Consider the following 19,478-nt stretch of genomic DNA (forward strand, 5'->3'; position numbering starts at 1 on the left):
GCCGTGGCCAACGGAGTGATCGAGCTCGGCGAGGTGACCCGCGAGACGCCCGTCGTCGTCATGACCGACCGGCTGGTGCCGCGCCGGGCCCTGCTGGTGTTGCTGTCGATCGTCCTCGTCGCGACCACCGCCGCCGCGGCCCCGCTGCCCACCCTGGTCCGGCCGGTCATCGTGCCGGCCCGGCTCGGCGACACGATGTTTCTCGACGGCCGGCGGATGCTGCTGGTCAGCGGCTCGGCGGCGCTCGTCTCGCAGGTCAGCCACCGGGTCGTGCGCGCCTACGACCTGCCCGGCACCCGGCTGCTCAGCACCACCACGGTCACCGTCTCCGGCGGCATCAACCAGGTCGTGGCGGCCGGCGACACGATGGTGGTGTCGTACCAGGTGGACGCGAGCGGCACCTGGGCCACGGTGGCGGTGGCCGAGGGCACCGAGATGACCCGCTGGCGGCGTACGGCCCGGCTGATCGCCGTCTCCGAGGCCGACGGCCAGGCGCTGCTGGGCACCGACGAGGCGGTCTACGCCATCGACCTGCGCAGCGGCGCCACCCGGTGGAAGCTGCCGCGGCCACCGGCCGGCTACATCGCCGAGACCGGCTGGGACAGCGAGAACTATCCGCGCTGGCTGGTGCTGACCGACTCGGGCCGGCTGGAGAGCCGCGACCCGCACACCGGGGCGCTGCTGGCGAGCCGCACCGTCGCGCCGGGGCCGGGCCGCGCCAACGTCTGGCCGGTCGACGACCTGGTCATGGCCGACGACGGCAGTCCCGGGTTCGCCGCCTATCGGCTGCCCGGCCTGATCCCGCTCTGGCACACCGGCGCCGACCTGTCGGGCATCTGGATGCAGGCCGCCTGCGGAAAGCTGATCTGCACGTTCCGGCAGCAGCGGGGCCTCACGGCGATCGACCCGGCCGACGGGCGTGAGCTGTGGGAGAACCCCGACTGGGCGTACGCCGAGCCGGTCGGGCCCTATCTGCTGGCCACCCGGGCCGAGCGCGGCGTCGACGACCCCGGGCTGTGGGTGATCGACCCGGCCACCGGGCGGCCCCGGGGCGACTTCGGCCGGTGGGAGTTCCTGGCCGCGACCGGGGACGGGCGCTTCTACGGCAAGCTCGACGTGCCGGGGGCGTACCTGGTGCACTACGGCATCCTCGACCCGCGGACGCTCTCGGTGCGCCTGCTGGGCACGGCGGCCGACGTCTCCAACAGTTGCCAGGCCGTGGCCGGCCAGCTCATCTGCCGGCTGGTCGACGCCTCGGTCGCCCTCTGGCCACTTCGGTAGCCTTCTGCTTACAGCCTCTTCACACCCGGTCGGCGAGGCTGGGCCCGGCGGTTCGACGGAGGTCTGCGGTGCGCGTGCTGGTTGTGGAAGACGAGCGGAATCTCTGCGATGCGATCGCCCGGGGCCTCCGGCGCAAGGGGATGGCGGTCGACGTCGCCTACGACGGCCTGCAGGGCCACGAGATGGCCTACGTGACCCGCTACGACGTCGTCGTGCTCGATCGTGACCTGCCCGGCATGCACGGCGACGAGATCTGCGCGGCCCTGGTCGAGTCGGGCGCGCTGACCCGGGTGCTGATGCTCACCGCCAGCGGCACGGTCGCCGACCGGGTCGAGGGCCTGCAGCTTGGCGCCGACGACTACCTGGCCAAGCCGTTCGCCTTCGAGGAGCTGGTGGCCCGGGTGCAGGCGCTGGGCCGGCGGGCCACCCCGGCCGCCCCGCCCGTGCTCACGGTGGGCAACCTGGTGCTCGACCAGACCCGCCGGGTCGTCACCCGCGGCGGCACCCCGATCGAGCTCACCAACAAGGAGTTCGGCGTGCTCGAGGAGCTGCTCAAGGCGCGCGGCGGCGTGGTGTCGAGCGAGGAGCTGCTGGAACGGGTGTGGGATGCCAACACCGACCCGTTCACCACGACCGTCCGGGTGACGGTCATGACGCTGCGCAAGAAGGTCGGCGATCCGCCGCTGATCGAGACCGTCGTCGGCGCGGGCTATCGGGTGCCCGAACCGGTCGTCCTGTCATGACGGTCTACCTCGGCCGCAACAAGCGCCCGCCCGGCCTCCCGCGGCCCACCCTGCGGCTGCGGCTGACCCTGCTCAACGGCATCCTGCTGGTCGGCGCGGGGGCGATCCTCGTGCTGCTGGCGTGGCTGCTGGTCGGCGACGTGATGCACCCCGCCGTGGGGCTGCAGGCGGGCTCGACGGTGACGCTGGCCGACGGGCGTACGGTCGACGCCGCCCAGTGGCAGGAGGCGCTGGTCGACCAGGCCGCGCGCGAGATGCTGGTCAAGGGCCTGGTGGCCCTGTTCGCGATCGGCATCATCGGCATCGCCGGGGCGTACGCGGTGGCCGGCCGGGCCCTGCGCCCCCTGCACACGGTCACCCAGACCGCCCGCCGCCTCGGCGAGGAGACGCTCGACCAGCGCATCCGCTACTCCGGGGCGGACGACGAGGTGGCCGAGCTGGCCCGCACGTTCGACGCGATGCTCGACCGGCTGGCCGGCGCGTTCGAGTCGCAGAAGCGGTTCGTCGCGAACGCCTCCCACGAGCTGCGCACGCCGCTGGCGGTGATGCGCACCGAGATCGACGTGACGCTGACCGACGACGAGGCCGACGTGGCCGAATACCGGCGGATGGCCAAGGTCGTGCGCAACGCCTCCGAGCGGGCCAACGGGCTGGTCGACGCGCTGCTCGTGCTGGCCCGCTCCGAGGCCCAGTCGGGGCGGCGGCTGGTGCGCAAGGTGCCGGCCGACATGGCGATGAGCGTGACGAACGCGTTGTCGGCGGTGAAGGCCGAGGCCGAACGGCTCAAGCTCGACGTGACGACCGACTTGCAGCCGGCCCCGGTGGTGGGCGACCCGTCGCTGCTCGACCGGCTCGCGGGCAACCTGATCGAGAATGCCATCCGCTACAACCACCTGCTGGGCCGGCTCTGGCTGCGCACCGAGACAGTCAACGGCCAGGCCCGGCTGGTGGTCGGCAACACCGGTTACGAGGTGGAGCCGGGGGACGTGCCGGGGCTGTTCGAGCCGTTCCGGCGAGGGGGCTGGGAGCGTACGGGGTCTCGGGGGTCTGGTCTGGGATTGTCGATCGTGCGGGCGGTGTGTGACGCGCACGGCGGGACGGTCTCGGCGGTGGCCCAGGCGGGGGGTGGGCTGGAAGTGACGGTGTCGCTGCCCACGGCCGACGCGACCCCGGTGGTCGCCGCGTCGGCCTCGGTGCCCCGGGCCAAGCTCGCCTGAGCCGCGCTACGCGGCCTCGCGGCGGATCGTGCGCCAGCGGGACTCGCTGATGCCCAGCTCGGCGGCGATCTCGGCCTCGTTGAGGTCGGGGCGGGCGGCCTTGATCTGGGCGGCCAGGGCGATCGTCTCGGCCGGGGTGCGGCGGGCCTTGGCCGTCGGGTCGGCGGGGGCGGTGACCGCGCGGCCGCTGGGGGTTGAGCGTTGCGCGGGGACGGCTCGGCCGTTGGCTGCCGCAGGTGCGCTCGGCCGATTTTCACGCGGCGGACCGCTCGGCCGGGCCGGAGCGGTGACCCGGCTCGGGGTACGGGGTGCGGGCTGTGGCAAGGCGGCCGCGACCTCGGCCAGAGCGGCAGCGGTGGCCGGTCCGAGCGGGCCCGACGAACGTCCCGGGCCGTTGACCCGAGCCTGCGCCGCCGCGAGCGGACTGGGGATGAGGCCCGGAACGGGGTCGCCTGGGAACTCGAGGGAAACCGGGTCGGGCAGTGGCTGGCTCAACGGCTGCGGCTGCGGCTGCGGCTGCGGTTGCGGCTGTGGCGCCGGCTGCGGGAGCGGCTGTGGCGCCGCCGCCGGTTCGGCTGCGGCCTTCTCCAGCGTCGAGATGCGCCCGCCCAGCTCGACCAGGCAGATGCTGGCCACCACGATCAGCCCGTCGACCGAGAGCGGCAGCAGATAGGGCGAGGCCCCCGTCTCGCCGTACCGGGCCGCGACGCCCACCATGTGCCAGTACGAGACCCAGGCCGCGATGCCCGCGATGATCGCCGTGGCCACCAGCCGCAGCACGGCCAGATAGCGCCGGTGCACCGGCACGCGGGAGATCAGCTCGACCGTGAGCAGCAGGGCCAGCGGCGGCCAGGCGGCGATGGCCTGGCTGATCGGATTGTCCAGGGCGTGCAGGACGTTGGCGACCACGGAGGCGGCCACGCCGAGCAGCAGCGTGGCTCGCACGGCCCATCGGACGCGACGCAGTTGCTCCAGGACCACCGGAAGTCTCCTCAGCCTTCGGACAGGTTCGGCCAACCATCCTGAACGCTGGTGGTTACGCGAACGCCTCCGGACGGGAACCGTGATCGGTCCGTTCCGGAGGCGTTGCGACTATGTGATCGTGGCGTGCGGCGTGTCGCCTTGACGCGTCTAGTTCTTCTTTTCGATCTGGGCCCGGAGCTTGGGGAACTCGGCCTTGGCCCCGCTCACCGACTCGTAGTACCAGATGACCATGCCCACGCTGCCCTCGTCGGCCCAGGTGCAGATGGCCATGTCGATGCCCGAGGTCTCGGAGCTGCCGCACTTGGCCGCGCCACCCAGCGCCCCGGTCGGCGCATTCGTGATGTTCTCGATCTTCAGGCCGCCGATGCCGGCGCCGTAGAAGGTCTGCTCGAGCTCGACCTTCGGGTTCGCGATGGGCGCCTCGGCCGCGGCCACGATGACGATGTTCTGGTCGGCGACGTCGCCGTAGAGCGCGCCCACCGAGTTCGTCGCGCCCGGCACCGAGGCCAGGCCGTTCTTGAGCTGGTCGGCGATCGCCTTGAACTGGGCCGAGGTCAGCTTCTTGCGGCCGCCCAGCGTGGCCGGCTCCGAGATCGAGACGGTGGCCGACGGCGGCTCGGGCGTCGGCTCCTCGGTCGGCTCGGTGGTCGGGGCCGTCGTCGGCGCGGTCGTGCTGAGGTTGCCGATCGCGTTGTCGAGGTCCTCGGCCTTGTCGCGGGTGGCCATGACGATCGCGGTGATGCCACCGACGCAGAGCACCAGCACGATCGCGACCGAGACCAGGATGATCGGCAGCGTGCGGGACTTCTTCTGCGGCGGCTGCGGCGGCGGGAAGCCACCGGCGGGCTGACCGTACGGCGGCTGCTGGCCGTACTGCGGGGGCTGCTGGCCGTACTCCGGCTGCTGCCCGTACTGCGGCTGTTGCCCGTACTGGGGTTGCTGCTGCTGGCCGTACTGCGGCTGCTGCCCGTACGAAGGCTGGCCGTAGTCGGGCTGACCCGACGACGGGTAGGGCGTCGTCGGCGGGTAGTTCGGCTGGCCGTACTGCGGCTGTCCCGGATACGGCGGCTGACCCTGGTTCGGCTGCCCTGACGAGGGGTCGTTGGGGTACGGCTGGCCGGGGTACGGGGGCTGCGACATCAAGCGCTCCATCATTCGGGTACCGCGCGAGCCTAGCGTCACCGGGCGAATCCGCACGTCAACCGTTCTGGGTGGCGGGACGATCCATGTGGGCAAAAGAGACGCCCCGCACCTTTCCCGGTGCGGGGCGTCGTTCTTTGTCAGGCCGGCAGGCTCGCCACACCCTGGGGCAGGAACCGCTTGCCGGTCACCCGCTCCGAGGTGCCGCTGCGGTCCAGATACGGCGTCACACCACCCAGGTGGAACGGGTAGCCGGCGCCGAGGATCATGCACAGGTCGATGTCCTGCGCCTCCGCCACCACGCCCTCGTCGAGCATGATCCGGATCTCCTCGGCCAGCGCGTCCAGGGCCTTCTGGCGCACCTCGTCCGCGCTCAGCGGGGCCGACCCGCCGGCCACCAGCTTGGCCACCTCGGGGTTGATCTCGTCGTCGACCATGACCGGCAGGCCGGCGTCGACGATCTTCTTGAGGTTCTCGGACTCGGCGAACCGGTCGGGGAACGCCCCGTGCAGCGTCTCGCCCACGTGGAAGGCCACGGCCGGCCCGACGAGCTGCAGCAGCGCGATCGGGCGCATCGGCAGGCCCAGCGGGTCCATCGCCTCGTTCACCACGTCGAGCGGGGTGCCGGCGTCGATGGCCTGGAAGATCTCGCTGGTGACCCGGGTCAGCAGCCGGTTGACCACGAACGCCGGGGCGTCCTTGACCAGCACCGACGACTTCTTCAGCTCCTTGCCGACCGCGAACGCCGTGGCCAGCGTGGCGTCGTCGGTCCGCTCACCCTTGATGATCTCGAGGAGCGGCAGCACGGCGACCGGGTTGAAGAAGTGGAAGCCGACGACCCGCTCGGGATGCTCGAGGTCGGCCGCCATCGCCGACACCGACAGCGAGCTGGTGTTCGTGGCCAGCACGGCCTCGGGCGAGACGATCTTCTCGATCTCGGCCCAGATCTGCTTCTTGAGCTCGAGGTTCTCGAAGACGGCCTCGATCACGAAGTCGGCGTCGGCGAACACCGACTTGTCGACCGCGCCGCTGACCAGGCCGCGCAGCTTGGCCGCGGTGCCCTCGTCGAGGCGGCGCTTGCCGACCAGCTTGTCGATCTGGTCGTGCACGTAGCCCACGCCCTTGTCGACGCGGGCCTGGTCGATGTCGGTCAGCACGACCGGCACCTGCAGGCGGCGCGCGAACAGCAGGGCCAGCTGGGACGCCATCAGGCCGGCGCCGACGACGCCGACCTTGGTGACCTTGCGGGCGAGCGACTTGTCGGGCACGCCGACCGGGCGCTTGGCCCGCCGCTGCACCAGGTCGAACGCGTACAGGCTGGCCCTTGACTCGTCACCCATGATCAGGTCGGCCAGGACCTGCGTCTCGGCCGCCGTGCCGTCCTCGAACGTCGCGTCCTTGGCCAGGGCCAGCAGCTCGAGGGCCTTGTTGGCCGACGGGACCGCGCCGTGCAGCTTCTCGTCGAGCTGCTGCTTGGCGAAGAAGAGCACGCCCTCCCACATGTCCTTGTCGACCTCGGGCCGCTCGACGGTCACGTCGCCCGCGACCACGCCGGCCGCCCACTCGAGCGAGCGCTCCAGGAAGTCGGCCGGCTCGAACAGCTCGTCGGCCAGGCCGAGCTCGCGGGCCTGCTGGGGCCGCAGCACCTTCTGGGTGAGCGGGTTCTGCAGGATGACCTGGGCCGCACCGGGCACGCCGATCAGGTTGGGCAGCAGCTGGCTGCCGCCCCAGCCGGGCACCAGGCCGATCGCGACCTCGGGCAGGCCGAGGGCCGCGGCGCCGCCCGAGACCGTGCGGTAGTGACAGTGCAGCGCCACCTCGAGGCCGCCACCGAGGGCGGCGCCGTTGATGAACGCGAAGGTCGGAATGTCGGAGTTCTTGAGCCGCGCGAAGACCCGGTGGCCCAGCTCGCCCAGCTCGACGGCCTGCTCGCGGGAGGTCAGGAACGGAATGCCGGTGATGTCCGCGCCGACGCAGAAGATGTACGGCTTGCCGGTGATCGCGATGAACGCCGGCCCGGCCTCGGTCGCCGCCGTGATCGCCTCGTCAAGGCTTCTCAACCCCGCGGGCCCGAAGCTGTTCGGCTTCTTGTGGTCGAAGCCGTTGTCCAGCGTGATGACTGCCGCCTTGTGGGCGCCCACTTGGACAAAACGGACGAGCGCCTTGGTGACGACCTCGTTCGGGTGCTCGATCACTTCGCCGCTCCGTCCCAGTTCGGGTTCTCCCAGATCACGGTGCCGCCCATGCCGATGCCGATGCACATGGCGGTGAGGCCGTAACGGACCTCGGGGTGCTCGGCGAAATGCCGCGCGAGCTGCGTCATCAGGCGCACGCCGGAGGAGGCGAGCGGGTGGCCGATGGCGATCGCGCCGCCCCACGGGTTGACCCGCGGGTCGTCGTCGGCGATGCCGTAGTGGTCGAGGAACGCCAGCACCTGCACGGCGAACGCCTCGTTCAGCTCGAACAGGCCGATGTCGTCGATCGTGAGGCCGGCCTTCTTGAGCGCCTTCTCGGTCGACGGGATCGGGCCGTAGCCCATGATCTCGGGCTCGACGCCCACAAAGCCGTACGAGACCATCCGCATCGCGACCGGCAGCCCCAGCTCGCGCGCCGTCTCCTCGCTCGCGAGCAGCGCCGCCGTGGCCCCGTCGTTGAGACCGGCCGCGTTGCCCGCGGTCACCCGGCCGTGCGGGCGGAACGGGGTCTTGAGCGTGGCCAGCTTCTCCATCGACGTCTCGCGCGGCGCCTCGTCGGCCGTGGCCAGGCCCCAGCCCTGCTCGGCGCTGCGCAGCGCCACCGGCACCATGTCGGGCTGCAGCTTGCCGTCGGCGTACGCCTTGGCCGTCTTGAGCTGCGAATTGAGCCCGTAACGGTCGGTGCGCTCCTTGGTGATGCCCGGCAGGCGGTCGTGCAGATTCTCCGCCGTCGAACCCATCACCAGCGCCGACGGGTCGACCAGCTTCTCAGCGATGATCCGCGGGTTGGGGTCGACGCCCTCGCCCATCGGGTGGCGGCCCATGTGCTCGACGCCGCCGGCGATCGCCACGTCGTAGGCGCCCATCGCGATGCCGCCGGCCACGTTGGTCACCGCGGTCATCGCGCCCGCGCACATGCGGTCGATCGCGTAACCCGGGACGGTCTTGGGCAGCCCCGACAACAGGGCGGCGGTGCGGCCGATGGTCAGGCCCTGATCGCCGATCTGGGTGGTGGCCGCGATGGCGACCTCGTCGACCCTCTCCGGCGGGAGCTGGGGATTGCGGCGCATCAGCTCACGGATGCAGCGGATGACCAGGTCGTCGGCGCGGGTCTCGGCGTACATGCCGCCCGCCTTGCCGAACGGGGTGCGGACGCCGTCGACGAAGACGACCTCGCGTACTTCACGGGGCACAAGGACCTCCAATGGCGGTGGGGGGAATGCTACTCGTCAGTAACTAGGGGGTGCCAGCGGCTTCGACAAACTTCACAAAGATGTCCACGATCGCCTGCCCTGGTGGCTCTGCGGCCCCTCTTCAACCAAGATCAAGAGCTTTATGTCCCGGCGGGGTGGTGGGTGCGGACCGTCGCTCCCGCGGGGACCGCGGCGGGTTTCGCTGGCCGCTGACGCGTCCAGAACGCGAAACCCACCACGGCGACGTGCGCGAGTGGTTGCGCCCAACAACCGGATCCGACTTGTTGCGCGTTCGGCGGCGCGTTGATGCTGGGTGCGCTCGTCCAGCCGGTGCGCGCCGCGCTCGTCGTTGCTGCTCAGGGGCCGATCATCCGGCGTTGGGGTCGGTGGAACGGGTGAATCAAGTGATCTCGATGCGGGCGTACGTTCACGCCATGAAGAAGCCGATCAGGTGCCGCCTGAGGTGGCACAAGTGGGTACAACGGACCAATCCCGAAGGGGCTCACTACTTGCAGTGCGCCCGCTGCGGGTCGGACGGCGCCCCGGCCAAAATCCACTGGAGCGCCGGCGGCATGTGATCGCGGCTCCGCGCACCTGTCGTGCCCGTCAGGGGAGTCAGGCGGGGCGCTTGGCGTGGGAAAGCGGGCCGGCGCTGGTGGCGCGCGGCCCGCTTTGTGGTGGTGGGTGGGTCAGGTGGTGGGGGCCGGGGCGGGCAGGGCCTCGGCCAGTTGGTCGGCCAGCAGGGTTACCTGCCAGTTGCGGGCGCCGAAGCCGCGCAGCGTGTCGCCGACCGTTTGGGGCGTCACCTCGTCGGGCGGGGACCAGGCCAGGCGGCGGACGAAGTCGGGGCTGATCAGGTTTTCCGGCGGCAGGTTGTGCGACTCGGCGGTGGCCACCACGATCGCCCGGCAGCGGGCCAGGCGGGCGGCCGCCACGGGGTCGCGCTCGGCCCAGCGGTGCGGCGGGGGCGGACCCTCGACCGGCTGGTTGACCGGCAGCGCGTCGTCGGGCAGGGCGCGGGCCTCGTCGAGCGCGTCGAGCCAGACCCGGGCCAGGCGGCGCACCGAGCGGCCGCCGAAACCGGCGATGGCGAGCAGGGTGCGCTCGTCCTTCGGGTCGGCCTCGGCGGCGGCGACGATCGCGGAGTCGGGCAGCACCCGGCCGGGCGCGGAATCCCGGCGGGCGGCCACGCCGTCGCGGGCGTACCAGAGCGCGCGAACCCGCGACTGCGCGCGAGCCCCGCGTACGCGGTGTATTCCCGACGTGCGGCGCCACGGGTCGGGACGCACCCGCGGCGGCCGGTCGGCGCTCGCGACCAGGGCCGCGAACTCCTCGGCGGCCCACGCCGTCTTGCCCTGCCGGTCGAGCTCGGCGGCCAGGTGGTCGCGCAGGTCGGTCAGCAGCTCGACGTCGAGCGCGGCGTAGGTCAGCCACGACTCGGGCAGCGGCCGGGTCGACCAGTCGGCGGCCGAATGGTGCTTCTCGAGCGAGAAGCCCAGCAGTTGCTCGGTGAGGGCGGCCAGGCCGACCCGCTCGAATCCGGCCAGCCGGGCCGCGAGCTCGGTGTCGAACAGGCGGCGCGGCTTCATCCCGATCTCGGCGAGACACGCGAGGTCCTGGCTGGCCGCGTGCAGCACCCACTCGCTCTCGGCCAGCGCGGCGTCGAGCGTGCGCAGGTCGTCGAGCGGCAGCGGGTCGATCAGCACCGTTCCGGCCCCGGCCCGGCGCAGCTGCACGAGATACGCCCGCTGGGTGTAGCGATACCCGGAGGCGCGCTCGGCGTCGACGGCGACCGGGCCGGAACCCGCGGCCATGCGGGCCACGACCTCGGCGAGCTCGTCGTCGGACTCGACCGGTCGGGGGGTGCCCTCACGGGGCGCGGTCAAGGGCACGGGCTCGGGACCGCCAGACGTCGGGTCGGGCGAGTCGGCGTGCGGTCGTCCGTCCCTTTCGGGCTCCGGCGTGTCCCGACGGCGCAGGGGTGCTTCGTCGGTCACATCCGTAACCGTACGGGGACCCCACCCCGCCTGCTTGCAGCCGGGTCCCGGCGCGCCGTTTCTCGATCGACATCGGGCCGTTCGAAAGACCGGATCCGGCTGATCCGAAGGGCGGTTTCCTCCGTACTACTTCCCGCAGCGCCGATACCCGGGAGGCCGCGCCGGATGACCATGACCTACGAACCGTTCACCCCCGCGGGCTCTGGTGAGCAGCGCCGATACGACGGACGGCGCCGCGCCGACGACCCGCAGGAGCAGTGGACGGCGCCCGAGGGGCAGTGGGCCGGCGCGCCGGAGGATCAGTGGGCGGAGCCCGAGGAGCAGTGGGCGGCGGCGCCGCAGACGCGCCCGGCCGATCCGTGGGGCGCTCCGGCCGACCCGTGGGGCCAGCCGGGTCAGGGTCAGCCCGGCCAGTGGACCGAGCCGGCGCCGCGCCAGCAGCGGGCCCGCGTCGAGGAGCAGCGCTGGGACACCCCGGCGCCGATCCCGCAGCAACGCCACACGGGAGAGCAGCAGCGCTTCACCGGAGAGCAGCAGCAGCACACGGGAGAGCAGCAGCGCTTCACCGGGGAGCAGCAGCGCTACGCGGGGGAGCAGCAGGCCTGGCCCGCGGCCCCCGGCCGTACGGGGGAACCTGAGTCGATCTCGCAGCGCTCGGCCTCGACCGGCAACCGGATCAAGCCGCTCGTGATCGGCGCCGTGGTCCTGCTGCTCCTGGTGGCGGGCTGGCAGGCGTACCGGATCGAAGGAATGAGCCGGCACAACCAGGATCTGGCCACCGTGCTCTCGGCCGAGCAGGACCGCACCGACCGGCTCGAGAAGGAGCTGGCCGGCGTGTTCGACCCCGAGGGGGTCTCGTCGGGCGTGCTGCCGAGCGTGTTCCGGGTGCGCGCGGGCAGCTTCACCGGCACGGCGTTCTCGGTCGGCAAGAAGGCCGGCGCCAACCAGGCCAACCTGATCACGAATTATCACGTGGTCGCCGAGACCTGGACCGACGGCGGCCGCCGGGTGTCGCTCGAGCGCGGCAGCACCCGCATCAACGCGACGATCGTCAAGGTCGACAAGGGCAAGGACCTGGCGCTGCTGCGCGCGGCCCAGACGATCGCCCCGCTCGGCGCGGCGCCGGCGCAGGTCAAGCCGGGTCAGCAGGTCGTGGTCGTGGGCGCGCCGCTCGGGCTCGACGACTCGGTCACCACCGGCGTGATCAGCGCCTACCGGCCGAACGACGCCGACGGCCCGACGATCCAGTTCGACGCCCCGATCAACCCCGGCAACTCGGGCGGCCCGGTGGTCAACTCGAGCAAGCAGGTGGTCGGCGTGGCCACGGCCAAGGCCAAGGACGCCGAGGGCATCGGCCTGGCCATCCCGATCAAAACCGCCTGCCAGACGCTAGCTGTTTGTTAAGAGAAAGACCTGGCTGAGCTTGCTGGCCTTCGCTGCCCGCTCGGCGAGAATTTCGCCCCTGGGGGCCGATGACTTGGACACCGAAAACAGCCTCGCTTCGCTAGCCGTTTTCGGCGCCCAAGTCATCGACGGGCGAAATTCGGGGTGGGTGCGGTTAACCAACGGTGGTGGGGGTCAAACCGTGGTGGTTGCGGTTAACCCACGCGTTGGGCGCGGTCGCCGAGGGCGGTTACGCCGGGTGGGGGGAGGCCTGCGGTTGAGGCGAGCATGGAGCACCAGCCCTGCAGGTGGGCGCCGAAGTCGGTGCCGGTGGGGGTCCAGGAGGCGCGGACCTCGAGGTCGGCCGTCGGGGCCGGGCCGGCCAGCTCGCCGAAGCGGGTGGACGTCGTCTGGGTGATCGTGCCGCCGATCGCCGTGTACGCCGCCGCGTGCTGGTCGAGGGCGTCGGTCAGCCACGTCCAGGCGACGGCGGAGAGCATCGGATCGCCCGCCAGGTCGTCCTCGAGCTCGGCCGTGACCAGCGTGACCAGGCGGATGTCGCCGTGCCAGGCCTCGTGCCCGGCCGGGTCGTGCAGCAGGATCAGCCGGCCGCCGGCCACCTCGTCGCCGGAGCGCAGGACGGTCGCGCTGATCGCGAAGGCGAACGGCGCGAGCCGCTGCGGCGCGGCGATCTCCTCGAGCAGGATCTCGGGCCGAGGCGCCGGTGCCCGCAGAGCGTCGACCGCGCGGGCGAACGCCGGAGGGACAGCGGAGGGGGACGCCATGGGGGAAGACTATGCCGCCCCGCGGTGTCAGTCGCCGATCGGCGCGCCGAGCGTGTCGTGGGACGATGGCGCGGTGACTTCAGTCTTGAACGATTCGCCTTTTGTGCGGGCGTGCCGCGGCGAGGCCGTGCCGCACACCCCGGTCTGGTTCATGCGGCAGGCGGGCCGGTCGCTGCCCGAATATCGCAAGATCCGGGCGGGCGTCGGGATGCTGGAGTCCTGCCGGCGGCCCGAGCTGGTCACCGAGATCACCCTCCAGCCCGTACGGCGGCATCAGGTCGACGCGGCCATCCTGTTCAGCGACATCGTGGTGCCGATCGCGGCGGCCGGCATCGATCTCGACATCGTCGCCGGCACCGGGCCGGTGGTGGCCGAGCCGATCCGCGCCGAGTCCGACCTGGCCCGGCTGCGCGCGATCACCTCGGGTGACGTCGATTTCGTGGCGCAGTCGGTCAAGCTGCTCGTGCAGGAGCTCGGCGCGACACCGCTGATCGGGTTCGCCGGGGCGCCGTTCACGCTGGCCAGCTATCTCATCGAGGGCGGCCCGTCGCGCACCTACCTCAAGACCAAGGCGATGATGTACGGCGCCCCGAAGCTCTGGGACGCGCTGCTGTCCCGCCTGGCCGACATCACGCTGACCTTCCTGCGTACGCAGATCGACGCCGGGGTCAGCGCGGTCCAGCTGTTCGACTCGTGGGCCGGGGCGCTCAGCGAGGCCGACTATCGCGAGCACGTGCTGCCGCATTCGGCCCGCGTGCTGGGCGGCCTGGCCGGCGCCGGCGTGCCGCGCATCCACTTCGGCGTGGGCACGGCCGTGCTGCTGCGGGCCATGGGCGAGGCCGGGGCCGACGTCGTGGGAGTCGACTGGCGCACCCCGCTCGACCAGGCGACCCGCATCGTCGGGCCCGATCACGCCGTACAGGGAAATCTTGATCCTGCGCTGCTCTTCGCGGGCTGGGACGTGGTGCGGCGCGAGGCCGACCGCGTGCTCGAGCAGGGCCGGGCCGCGCCGGGGCACGTCTTCAACCTCGGGCACGGCGTGATGCCCGAGACCGACCCCGACATGCTCACCCGGCTGGTCGCTCATGTGCATGAGGCGAGCGCGCGCTAGGGCCAAAAGTACTGGCGGATCCAATTCACACCCGCAGACCCCAGCCGTACGGGTCGGGGCGAGTGGTGGAAGGCTTGTTCTCGTGCGAAAGCGGGTGGCGGTCATCGGGGGCGGCATCGCCGGTCTGGCGGCCGCCGTGCGACTGCGCGACCTGGCGCCCGACTCCGAGATCATCGTGTACGAGCAGAGCGGCGCCCTCGGCGGCAAGCTGCGCACCGGCGAGCTGGCCGGCGTGACCGTCGAGCGCGGCGCCGAGTCGTTCCTGATGACCGGCTCCGACGGCGCCGAGTCGGCCGCCGTGGGCCTGGTCAAGCGGCTGGGCCTGCAGGAAGCACTGGTGCATCCGCGCCGGGTGCCCGCGGCGCTGGCGTTCGGTGGCCGGCTCGCCCCGATGCCGGCCGGCACGCTCGTGGGTGTGCCGAGCGACCCGGCCGCGCTGGGCGATCTGGCCCACGCCGAGCCCGGCCACGACGCCGACGGCGGGCGGCCGCTGCTCGGCGAGGGTGACGACGTCGCGGTCGGCGAGCTGGTCCGCGAGCGTTACGGCGCCGAGGTCGTCGACCGGCTGGTCGACCCGATGCTCGGCGGCGTCTACGCGGGCCGCGCCGACCGGCTCTCCCTCGAGGTGACGATGCCGCAGCTCGCGGCGGCGGCCCGGGTCGAGCACACGCTGAGCGGGGCCGTGCGGGCGGCGCAGGCGGCGAGCAAGCGCGTGCCCGGTCAACCGGTGTTCGGCGCGCTCGAGGGCGGGCTGAGCCGCCTCGTGGGTGCGGCCGCCACGGCCAGCGGCGCCCGGATCAGCCTCGGCCTGCCGGTCCGTGAGCTCGCCCGCACGGCGCACGGCTGGCGCCTGCTGCTGGGCCCGGTGCCGGCGCCGCAGACCGACGACGTCGACGCGATCGTGCTCGCGGTGCAGGCCAAGCCGTCCGCGCGGCTGCTGGCCCCGGTCGCCCCCGGCGTGGCCGAGGCGATCGGCGGGCTGGGCTACGCGAGCGTGGCGCTGGTCGCCCTCGCGCTGCCACCCGGCACCTCGCTGCCCGACTTGAGCGGGTTCCTGGTTCCGCCGAGCGAGGGCACGCTGGTCAAGGCGGCCACCTTCGTCACCCGCAAGTGGGAGCGCCCCGCGGGCGGCCCGGTGATCGTGCGGGTGTCGCTGGGCCGGGCCGGCGAGGAGGAAAGACTTCAGTTCGACGACGCGGTGCTGGCCGAGCGGGCCCGGCACGAGCTGGGCGAGCTGATCGGCGCGGCCCTGCCGGCCCCGGTCGCCACGTGGGTGCAGCGCTGGGGCGGCGGCCTGCCGCAATACGCCCCCGGGCATCGGGAGCGGCTGGCCGCGGCGCGGGCCGGGCTGCCGCCGGGGCTGGCGCTGGCCGGCGCGGCGTTCGACGGGGTCGGGATCCCGGCCTGCGTCGCCAGCGGCGAGCGGGCCGCCGAAGACGTGTGCAAGGCGATGGAGGACGCAGCATGAGCGAGCAGACGCAGTCGAACGCGGCGCGGATCAACGAGCTGAACGCGACGATCCGCTACACGATGTGGTCGGTGTTCCGGGCCGAGACCCCGTTGCCGGCGTTGCGCGAGGAGCTGGCGAGCGAGGTCGACAGCCTGTTCGAGCAGCTCGCGGCCAAGGACGTGACGATCCGGGGCACGTACGACGTGGCCGGCCTGCGCGCCGACGCCGACGTGATGATCTGGTGGCACTCGGCCTCGCCCGACGCGTTGCAGGAGGCGTATTCGCTGTTCCGGCGTACGGGATTGGGCCGGCACCTGGCCCCCGTGTGGTCGCAGATGGCCCTGCACCGGCCGGCCGAGTTCAACAAGAGCCACCTGCCCGCGTTCCTGGCCGGCGAGGAAGCCCGCCCCTACATCTGCGTCTACCCGTTCGTCCGGTCGTACGAGTGGTATCTGCTGCCCGACGAGGAGCGCCGCCACATGCTCGCCGAGCACGGCCGGATGGCCCGGGGGTATCCCGACGTGCGGGCCAACACGGTGGCGTCGTTCGCGCTCGGCGACTACGAGTGGATGCTGGCCTTCGAGGCCGACGAACTGCACCGCATCGTCGACCTGATGCGCGACCTGCGCGCCTCGACCGCCCGCCGGCACGTGCGCGAGGAGGTCCCGTTCTACACGGGCCGCCGGCGCTCGATGAGCGAGCTGGTCGCCGCCCTGCCGTGAGCCCGGCCAGGCCTCACTGATCGGCGGGCCGGCGCATCGGGATGTGCGGGATGCCGTCTTCGATGTATTCGGGGCCGGTTTGCTCGTATCCGTACTTGGCGTAGAACTTCACCAAATGGGCCTGGGCGTCGAGCACGCTCGGGCGGTGGCCGATGACGGTCAAGGCCTCGTCCATCAGGCGGCCCGCCAGGCCGGCTCCGCGGGCGGTCGCGGCGGTGACGACCCGGCCGATCCGCTCGACGTCGCCGTCGTTGAGGATGCGCAGGTAGGCGCGGATCTCGGCGTCGCGCTCGAACCACACGTGGCGGGTGCCGGGCTCGGTGTCGCGGCCGTCCAGGTCGCCGTAGACGCAGTCTTGTTCGACCACGAAGACGTCCGCGCGGAGCTTGAGGATCGCGTACAGGGTGGTGGTGTCGAGATCGCGGAAGCTGGCCGTACGGAGATCGTCAGTCGGTTGCGGATGCATGCCGAAAGAGTATGCGGCGCGCCGTCACCCGTATCGTGGCGTGCCGTTATAGGGATGGAAGCCCGAGCTGTGGAGGTCTTGATGATCAAGAGGAACAAACTCTTCGGCAACAAGACGCGGGTGACCTTCTGCCTGCCCGTCAACCAGCCGGCCGGGCCGGTGAGCGTGGTCGGCACGTTCAACGGCTGGCAGCCGGGCGCGCACGAGCTCAAGCCGCGCCGCGACGGCACCCGTACGGTCAGCGTGACCGTGCCGCCGGGCAGCTACCACTTCCGTTATCTGGCCACCGACGGCCACTGGTTCGACGACGAGAACGCGGACGCGCTCGGCCCGCACGGCGGCGAAATCCGCGTTTAGTCGTTTCGGCGCGCCCTCCTCGGGGACTTGCTTGACTTGGCAAGCATTCTCCGAGAGAGGACTTCACCGTGCCTGACGTGCGACTTTCGATCATTTACTACTCGTCCACCGGGACGCTCCACAAGATGGCCGAGCGGCTCCGCGAGGCGGGCGAGAAGGCCGGGGCCGAGGTGCGCCTGCGCCAGGTGGCCGAGCTCGCCCCGGCCGAGGCGATCGCCGCCAACGCGGCCTGGAGCCAGCACTTCGACCGCACCAAGAACGAGCCCAAGGCCACCGCCGACGACGTGACCTGGGCCGACGCCGTGCTCTTCGGGTCGCCCACGCGCTACGGCAACGTGGCCAGCCAGCTCAAGCAGTTCCTCGACACCCTCGGCCCGCAGTGGTCGCAGGGGCTGCTCGCCGACAAGGCGTACGCGGGCTTCACCGCGACCATGACCGCGCACGGCGGCCAGGAGTCGACGCTGCTCGCCCTCTACAACACGATCCACCACTTCGGCGGCATCGTCGTGGCGCCCGGATACACCGACCCGCTCAAGTTCGCCGACGGGAACCCGTACGGCGTCTCGCATGTGACGGGCGGGAACAACGACAACCCGTTGGGCGACGCAGAGTACGCCGCACTGGACCATCTGGCGCAGCGCATCGTTCGCGTCGCGTCGAAGCTGAAAAGCGAATAAAACTACTCATCTTTCGCTAATCTGACTGCATGACCACGTACGAGACTTTGGACCTGCAATCGCGGGTCGCCCGGTACGAGACGGCTCTCGAGGAGCTGCGCACGGCCCACCACGACGTCCGGGCCGTGCTGCAGGACCAGGTGCTCTACGAGCGCTGGCAGCAGATCGGGACCGAGCTCGGGTTCATCGGCAGCGCGAGCGTCCAGCAGCACGACCTGTCGGCGCTCAACCAGCAGATTCCTCAGATGTCGGAGTCCTGGGCCAGCTGAGGGCGCCGACGAGGCCCGGTGCCGGCCGCACCGGGGCACGCCGCGCGACTCGGCCCACACGTTGTGCCGGGCCGGGCCGCGCGGCGGGTAGGTTGGCTGCCATGCCCGTCGACACCCAGTACGAGGACCTGTTGCAGCGGGTCCTGACCACCGGCACACCCAAGAGCGACCGCACCGGCACCGGCACGGTGAGCCTGTTCGGTGAGCGCCTGCGTTACGACCTGTCGGCCGGCTTCCCGCTGATCACCACGAAGCGCGTGCACTTCAAGTCGGTGGCCGTCGAGCTGCTGTGGTTCCTGCGCGGCGAGAGCAACGTCGCGTGGCTGCGCGAGCAGGGCGTGACGATCTGGGACGAGTGGGCGTCGGAGTCGGGCGAACTCGGCCCGGTCTACGGCGTGCAGTGGCGCTCCTGGCCCACGCCCGACGGCGGCCACGTCGACCAGATCAGCGGCGTGCTCGAGACGCTGCGGCGCGACCCCGACTCCCGCCGCATGATCGTCTCGGCGTGGAACGTGGCCGACCTGCCCGAAATGGCGCTGTCGCCGTGCCACGCGATGTTCCAGTTCTACGTGGCCGACGGCAAGCTGTCGTGCCAGCTCTACCAGCGCAGTGCCGACCTCTTCCTCGGCGTGCCGTTCAACATCGCGAGCTACGCGCTCCTGACCCACATGATCGCCGAGCAGGTCGGCCTGGCGCCTGGCGACTTCATCTGGGTGGGTGGCGATTGTCACATCTACAACAACCACGTGGAGCAGGTGACCGAGCAGCTCTCCCGGGAGGCGTACGAGTTCCCGCGGCTCGAGATCGCGCCGGCGTCCTCGCTCTTCGACTACAAGTTCGAGGACTTCACGGTCGCCGACTACAAGCACCACCCGGCGCTGCGGGCCCCGGTGGCCGTGTGACGATCCACATGATCTGGGCCGAGGCGCACCACCGGGTCGTCGGCGCGGACGGTGCGATCCCGTGGCGGCTGCCCGAGGATTCGGCGATGTTCCGGCAGCGTACGGCGGGCGCGACGATGGTCATGGGCCGCGCCACGTGGGATTCGCTGCCCGAGCGGTTCCGGCCGTTGCCCGGCCGGCGCAACGTGGTGCTGACGCGCGACCCGCAGTGGACGGCCCCGGGCGCCGAGGTGGTGCACTCGGTCGACGAGGCTCTCGCGTACGGGGAGATCTGGGTCATGGGGGGCGAGGCGGTCTATCGCGCGTTCCTGCCGCTGGCCGATCACATCCTGCGCACTCGCCTCGACCTGGACGTCGCGGGCGACACCTTCGCACCGGATCCGGGCGAAGGATGGGTCGTCAGGGAGTCGACGGGCTGGCAAACTTCGGGGGGCGGGCTCCGCTTCGTCGTCGAGGAATTGGTTCGCGCCGAGCAAACGACCCCACCTCGTAAGGTCGGTGCAACAAGGACGGGCTAGTCTCTTCGGCCGACGAGAGGGCCGAATCGCGTTCATGATTTATGGGGCGAATCGGCTTTAACGCCAGAGCTGACAGGGAGAAGAGCTA

General features: G+C 71.7%; 19 protein-coding genes. 12 read left to right on the forward strand and 7 right to left on the reverse strand.

Going from position 1 to position 19,478, the window contains the following annotated elements; genetic code table 11:
* The first annotated feature begins 3 nt into the window (after positions 1 to 3).
* The 3 genes from JKJ07_RS05365 (at position 4) to JKJ07_RS05375 (ending at position 3,241) form a co-directional block, all read left to right on the forward strand.
* Positions 4 to 1,281 (forward strand): outer membrane protein assembly factor BamB family protein, encoded by a 1,278-nt coding sequence (locus tag JKJ07_RS05365; protein ID WP_202990127.1) that lies wholly within the window; start codon positions 4 to 6, stop codon positions 1,279 to 1,281.
* A 68-nt stretch (positions 1,282 to 1,349) separates the two neighbouring features.
* Positions 1,350 to 2,024 (forward strand): response regulator transcription factor, encoded by a 675-nt coding sequence (locus JKJ07_RS05370; RefSeq protein WP_133874990.1) that lies wholly within the window; start codon positions 1,350 to 1,352, stop codon positions 2,022 to 2,024.
* Positions 2,021 to 3,241, forward strand: a complete 1,221-nt coding sequence (locus JKJ07_RS05375; protein ID WP_202990128.1) for a sensor histidine kinase — start codon at positions 2,021 to 2,023, stop codon at positions 3,239 to 3,241. The genes JKJ07_RS05370 and JKJ07_RS05375 overlap by 4 nt, the downstream gene beginning before the upstream one ends.
* Before the next feature lie 6 nt (positions 3,242 to 3,247).
* Here JKJ07_RS05375 and JKJ07_RS49620 read toward each other — a convergent pair whose 3' ends face one another.
* The 5 genes from JKJ07_RS49620 to JKJ07_RS05400 form a co-directional block, all read right to left on the reverse strand.
* The gene (locus tag JKJ07_RS49620) at positions 3,248 to 4,222 is read right to left on the reverse strand and encodes a DUF2637 domain-containing protein (protein WP_307834125.1); all 975 of its coding nucleotides are present in this window, start codon (positions 4,220 to 4,222) and stop codon (positions 3,248 to 3,250) included.
* Between the two features lie 150 nt (positions 4,223 to 4,372).
* Entirely contained in the window at positions 4,373 to 5,365 is a 993-nt protein-coding gene (locus tag JKJ07_RS05385) for a hypothetical protein (RefSeq protein ID WP_202990129.1), read from the reverse strand.
* A gap of 140 nt (positions 5,366 to 5,505) precedes the next feature.
* Positions 5,506 to 7,560 carry a 3-hydroxyacyl-CoA dehydrogenase NAD-binding domain-containing protein gene (locus JKJ07_RS05390; protein ID WP_202990130.1) on the reverse strand — a complete coding sequence of 685 codons (2,055 nt, stop codon included), beginning with the start codon at positions 7,558 to 7,560 and terminating at the stop codon, positions 5,506 to 5,508.
* Positions 7,557 to 8,753 carry a thiolase family protein gene (locus tag JKJ07_RS05395; RefSeq protein WP_202990131.1) on the reverse strand — a complete coding sequence of 399 codons (1,197 nt, stop codon included), beginning with the start codon at positions 8,751 to 8,753 and terminating at the stop codon, positions 7,557 to 7,559. Before JKJ07_RS05395 ends, JKJ07_RS05390 begins: the two co-directional genes overlap by 4 nt.
* Positions 8,754 to 9,442: 689 nt before the next feature.
* Entirely contained in the window at positions 9,443 to 10,750 is a 1,308-nt protein-coding gene (locus tag JKJ07_RS05400; RefSeq protein ID WP_202990132.1) for a ribonuclease D, read from the reverse strand.
* Between the two features lie 171 nt (positions 10,751 to 10,921).
* On the opposite strand from JKJ07_RS05400, the gene JKJ07_RS05405 reads away from it, so the two are divergent.
* Positions 10,922 to 12,154 (forward strand): trypsin-like peptidase domain-containing protein, encoded by a 1,233-nt coding sequence (locus JKJ07_RS05405; protein ID WP_202990133.1) that lies wholly within the window; start codon positions 10,922 to 10,924, stop codon positions 12,152 to 12,154.
* Between the two features lie 194 nt (positions 12,155 to 12,348).
* On the opposite strand, the gene JKJ07_RS05410 is transcribed toward JKJ07_RS05405, so the two are convergent.
* Entirely contained in the window at positions 12,349 to 12,918 is a 570-nt protein-coding gene (locus JKJ07_RS05410; protein ID WP_202990134.1) for a DUF3000 domain-containing protein, read from the reverse strand.
* A 73-nt stretch (positions 12,919 to 12,991) separates the two neighbouring features.
* Here JKJ07_RS05410 and hemE point away from each other — a divergent pair, with 73 nt between their 5' ends.
* The 3 genes from hemE (at position 12,992) to hemQ (ending at position 16,201) form a co-directional block, all read left to right on the forward strand.
* Positions 12,992 to 14,029 carry a uroporphyrinogen decarboxylase gene (gene hemE / locus JKJ07_RS05415; protein WP_307834126.1) on the forward strand — a complete coding sequence of 346 codons (1,038 nt, stop codon included), beginning with the start codon at positions 12,992 to 12,994 and terminating at the stop codon, positions 14,027 to 14,029.
* A gap of 82 nt (positions 14,030 to 14,111) precedes the next feature.
* A complete protein-coding gene (hemG, locus tag JKJ07_RS05420; RefSeq protein WP_307834127.1) occupies positions 14,112 to 15,497 on the forward strand; it encodes a protoporphyrinogen oxidase in 1,386 nt (461 codons plus the stop codon).
* Positions 15,494 to 16,201, forward strand: a complete 708-nt coding sequence (gene hemQ / locus JKJ07_RS05425; RefSeq protein WP_202990137.1) for a hydrogen peroxide-dependent heme synthase — start codon at positions 15,494 to 15,496, stop codon at positions 16,199 to 16,201. The genes hemG and hemQ overlap by 4 nt, the downstream gene beginning before the upstream one ends.
* Before the next feature lie 13 nt (positions 16,202 to 16,214).
* On the opposite strand, the gene JKJ07_RS05430 is transcribed toward hemQ, so the two are convergent.
* Positions 16,215 to 16,667 carry a GNAT family N-acetyltransferase gene (locus JKJ07_RS05430; RefSeq protein WP_202990138.1) on the reverse strand — a complete coding sequence of 151 codons (453 nt, stop codon included), beginning with the start codon at positions 16,665 to 16,667 and terminating at the stop codon, positions 16,215 to 16,217.
* 81 nt (positions 16,668 to 16,748) lie between these two features.
* Here JKJ07_RS05430 and JKJ07_RS05435 point away from each other — a divergent pair, with 81 nt between their 5' ends.
* The 5 genes from JKJ07_RS05435 to JKJ07_RS05455 all read left to right on the forward strand — a co-directional run bounded on the left by JKJ07_RS05435 (position 16,749) and on the right by JKJ07_RS05455 (position 19,390).
* The gene (locus JKJ07_RS05435; RefSeq protein ID WP_202990139.1) at positions 16,749 to 17,024 is read left to right on the forward strand and encodes an isoamylase early set domain-containing protein; all 276 of its coding nucleotides are present in this window, start codon (positions 16,749 to 16,751) and stop codon (positions 17,022 to 17,024) included.
* Positions 17,025 to 17,092: 68 nt separating this feature from the next.
* The gene (gene wrbA / locus JKJ07_RS05440; protein WP_202990140.1) at positions 17,093 to 17,701 is read left to right on the forward strand and encodes an NAD(P)H:quinone oxidoreductase; all 609 of its coding nucleotides are present in this window, start codon (positions 17,093 to 17,095) and stop codon (positions 17,699 to 17,701) included.
* A gap of 29 nt (positions 17,702 to 17,730) precedes the next feature.
* A complete protein-coding gene (locus JKJ07_RS05445) occupies positions 17,731 to 17,970 on the forward strand; it encodes a hypothetical protein (protein WP_202990141.1) in 240 nt (79 codons plus the stop codon).
* 101 nt (positions 17,971 to 18,071) lie between these two features.
* Positions 18,072 to 18,872 (forward strand): thymidylate synthase, encoded by an 801-nt coding sequence (locus tag JKJ07_RS05450; protein ID WP_202990142.1) that lies wholly within the window; start codon positions 18,072 to 18,074, stop codon positions 18,870 to 18,872.
* Positions 18,869 to 19,390: a dihydrofolate reductase gene (locus JKJ07_RS05455; protein ID WP_307834129.1), complete on the forward strand. Its 522-nt coding sequence runs from the start codon at positions 18,869 to 18,871 to the stop codon at positions 19,388 to 19,390. Before JKJ07_RS05450 ends, JKJ07_RS05455 begins: the two co-directional genes overlap by 4 nt.
* Positions 19,391 to 19,478 lie beyond the last annotated feature (88 nt).

This window comes from Paractinoplanes lichenicola (genome assembly GCF_016785085.1).
In the GTDB taxonomy this organism is placed as follows: Bacteria; Actinomycetota; Actinomycetes; order Mycobacteriales; family Micromonosporaceae; genus Actinoplanes; species Actinoplanes lichenicola.

Coding starts and splice junctions, on each gene's coding strand:
- JKJ07_RS05375 (WP_202990128.1), top strand. CDS start 2,021: ATGACGGTCTACCTCGGCCGCAACAAGCGCCCGCCCGGCCTCCCGCGG.
- JKJ07_RS05385 (WP_202990129.1), bottom strand. CDS start 5,365: ATGTCGCAGCCCCCGTACCCCGGCCAGCCGTACCCCAACGACCCCTCG.
- JKJ07_RS05405 (WP_202990133.1), top strand. CDS start 10,922: ATGACCTACGAACCGTTCACCCCCGCGGGCTCTGGTGAGCAGCGCCGA.
- JKJ07_RS05410 (WP_202990134.1), bottom strand. CDS start 12,918: ATGGCGTCCCCCTCCGCTGTCCCTCCGGCGTTCGCCCGCGCGGTCGAC.
- hemQ (WP_202990137.1), top strand. CDS start 15,494: ATGAGCGAGCAGACGCAGTCGAACGCGGCGCGGATCAACGAGCTGAAC.
- JKJ07_RS05430 (WP_202990138.1), bottom strand. CDS start 16,667: ATGCATCCGCAACCGACTGACGATCTCCGTACGGCCAGCTTCCGCGAT.
- JKJ07_RS05435 (WP_202990139.1), top strand. CDS start 16,749: ATGATCAAGAGGAACAAACTCTTCGGCAACAAGACGCGGGTGACCTTC.
- JKJ07_RS05445 (WP_202990141.1), top strand. CDS start 17,731: ATGACCACGTACGAGACTTTGGACCTGCAATCGCGGGTCGCCCGGTAC.
- JKJ07_RS05450 (WP_202990142.1), top strand. CDS start 18,072: ATGCCCGTCGACACCCAGTACGAGGACCTGTTGCAGCGGGTCCTGACC.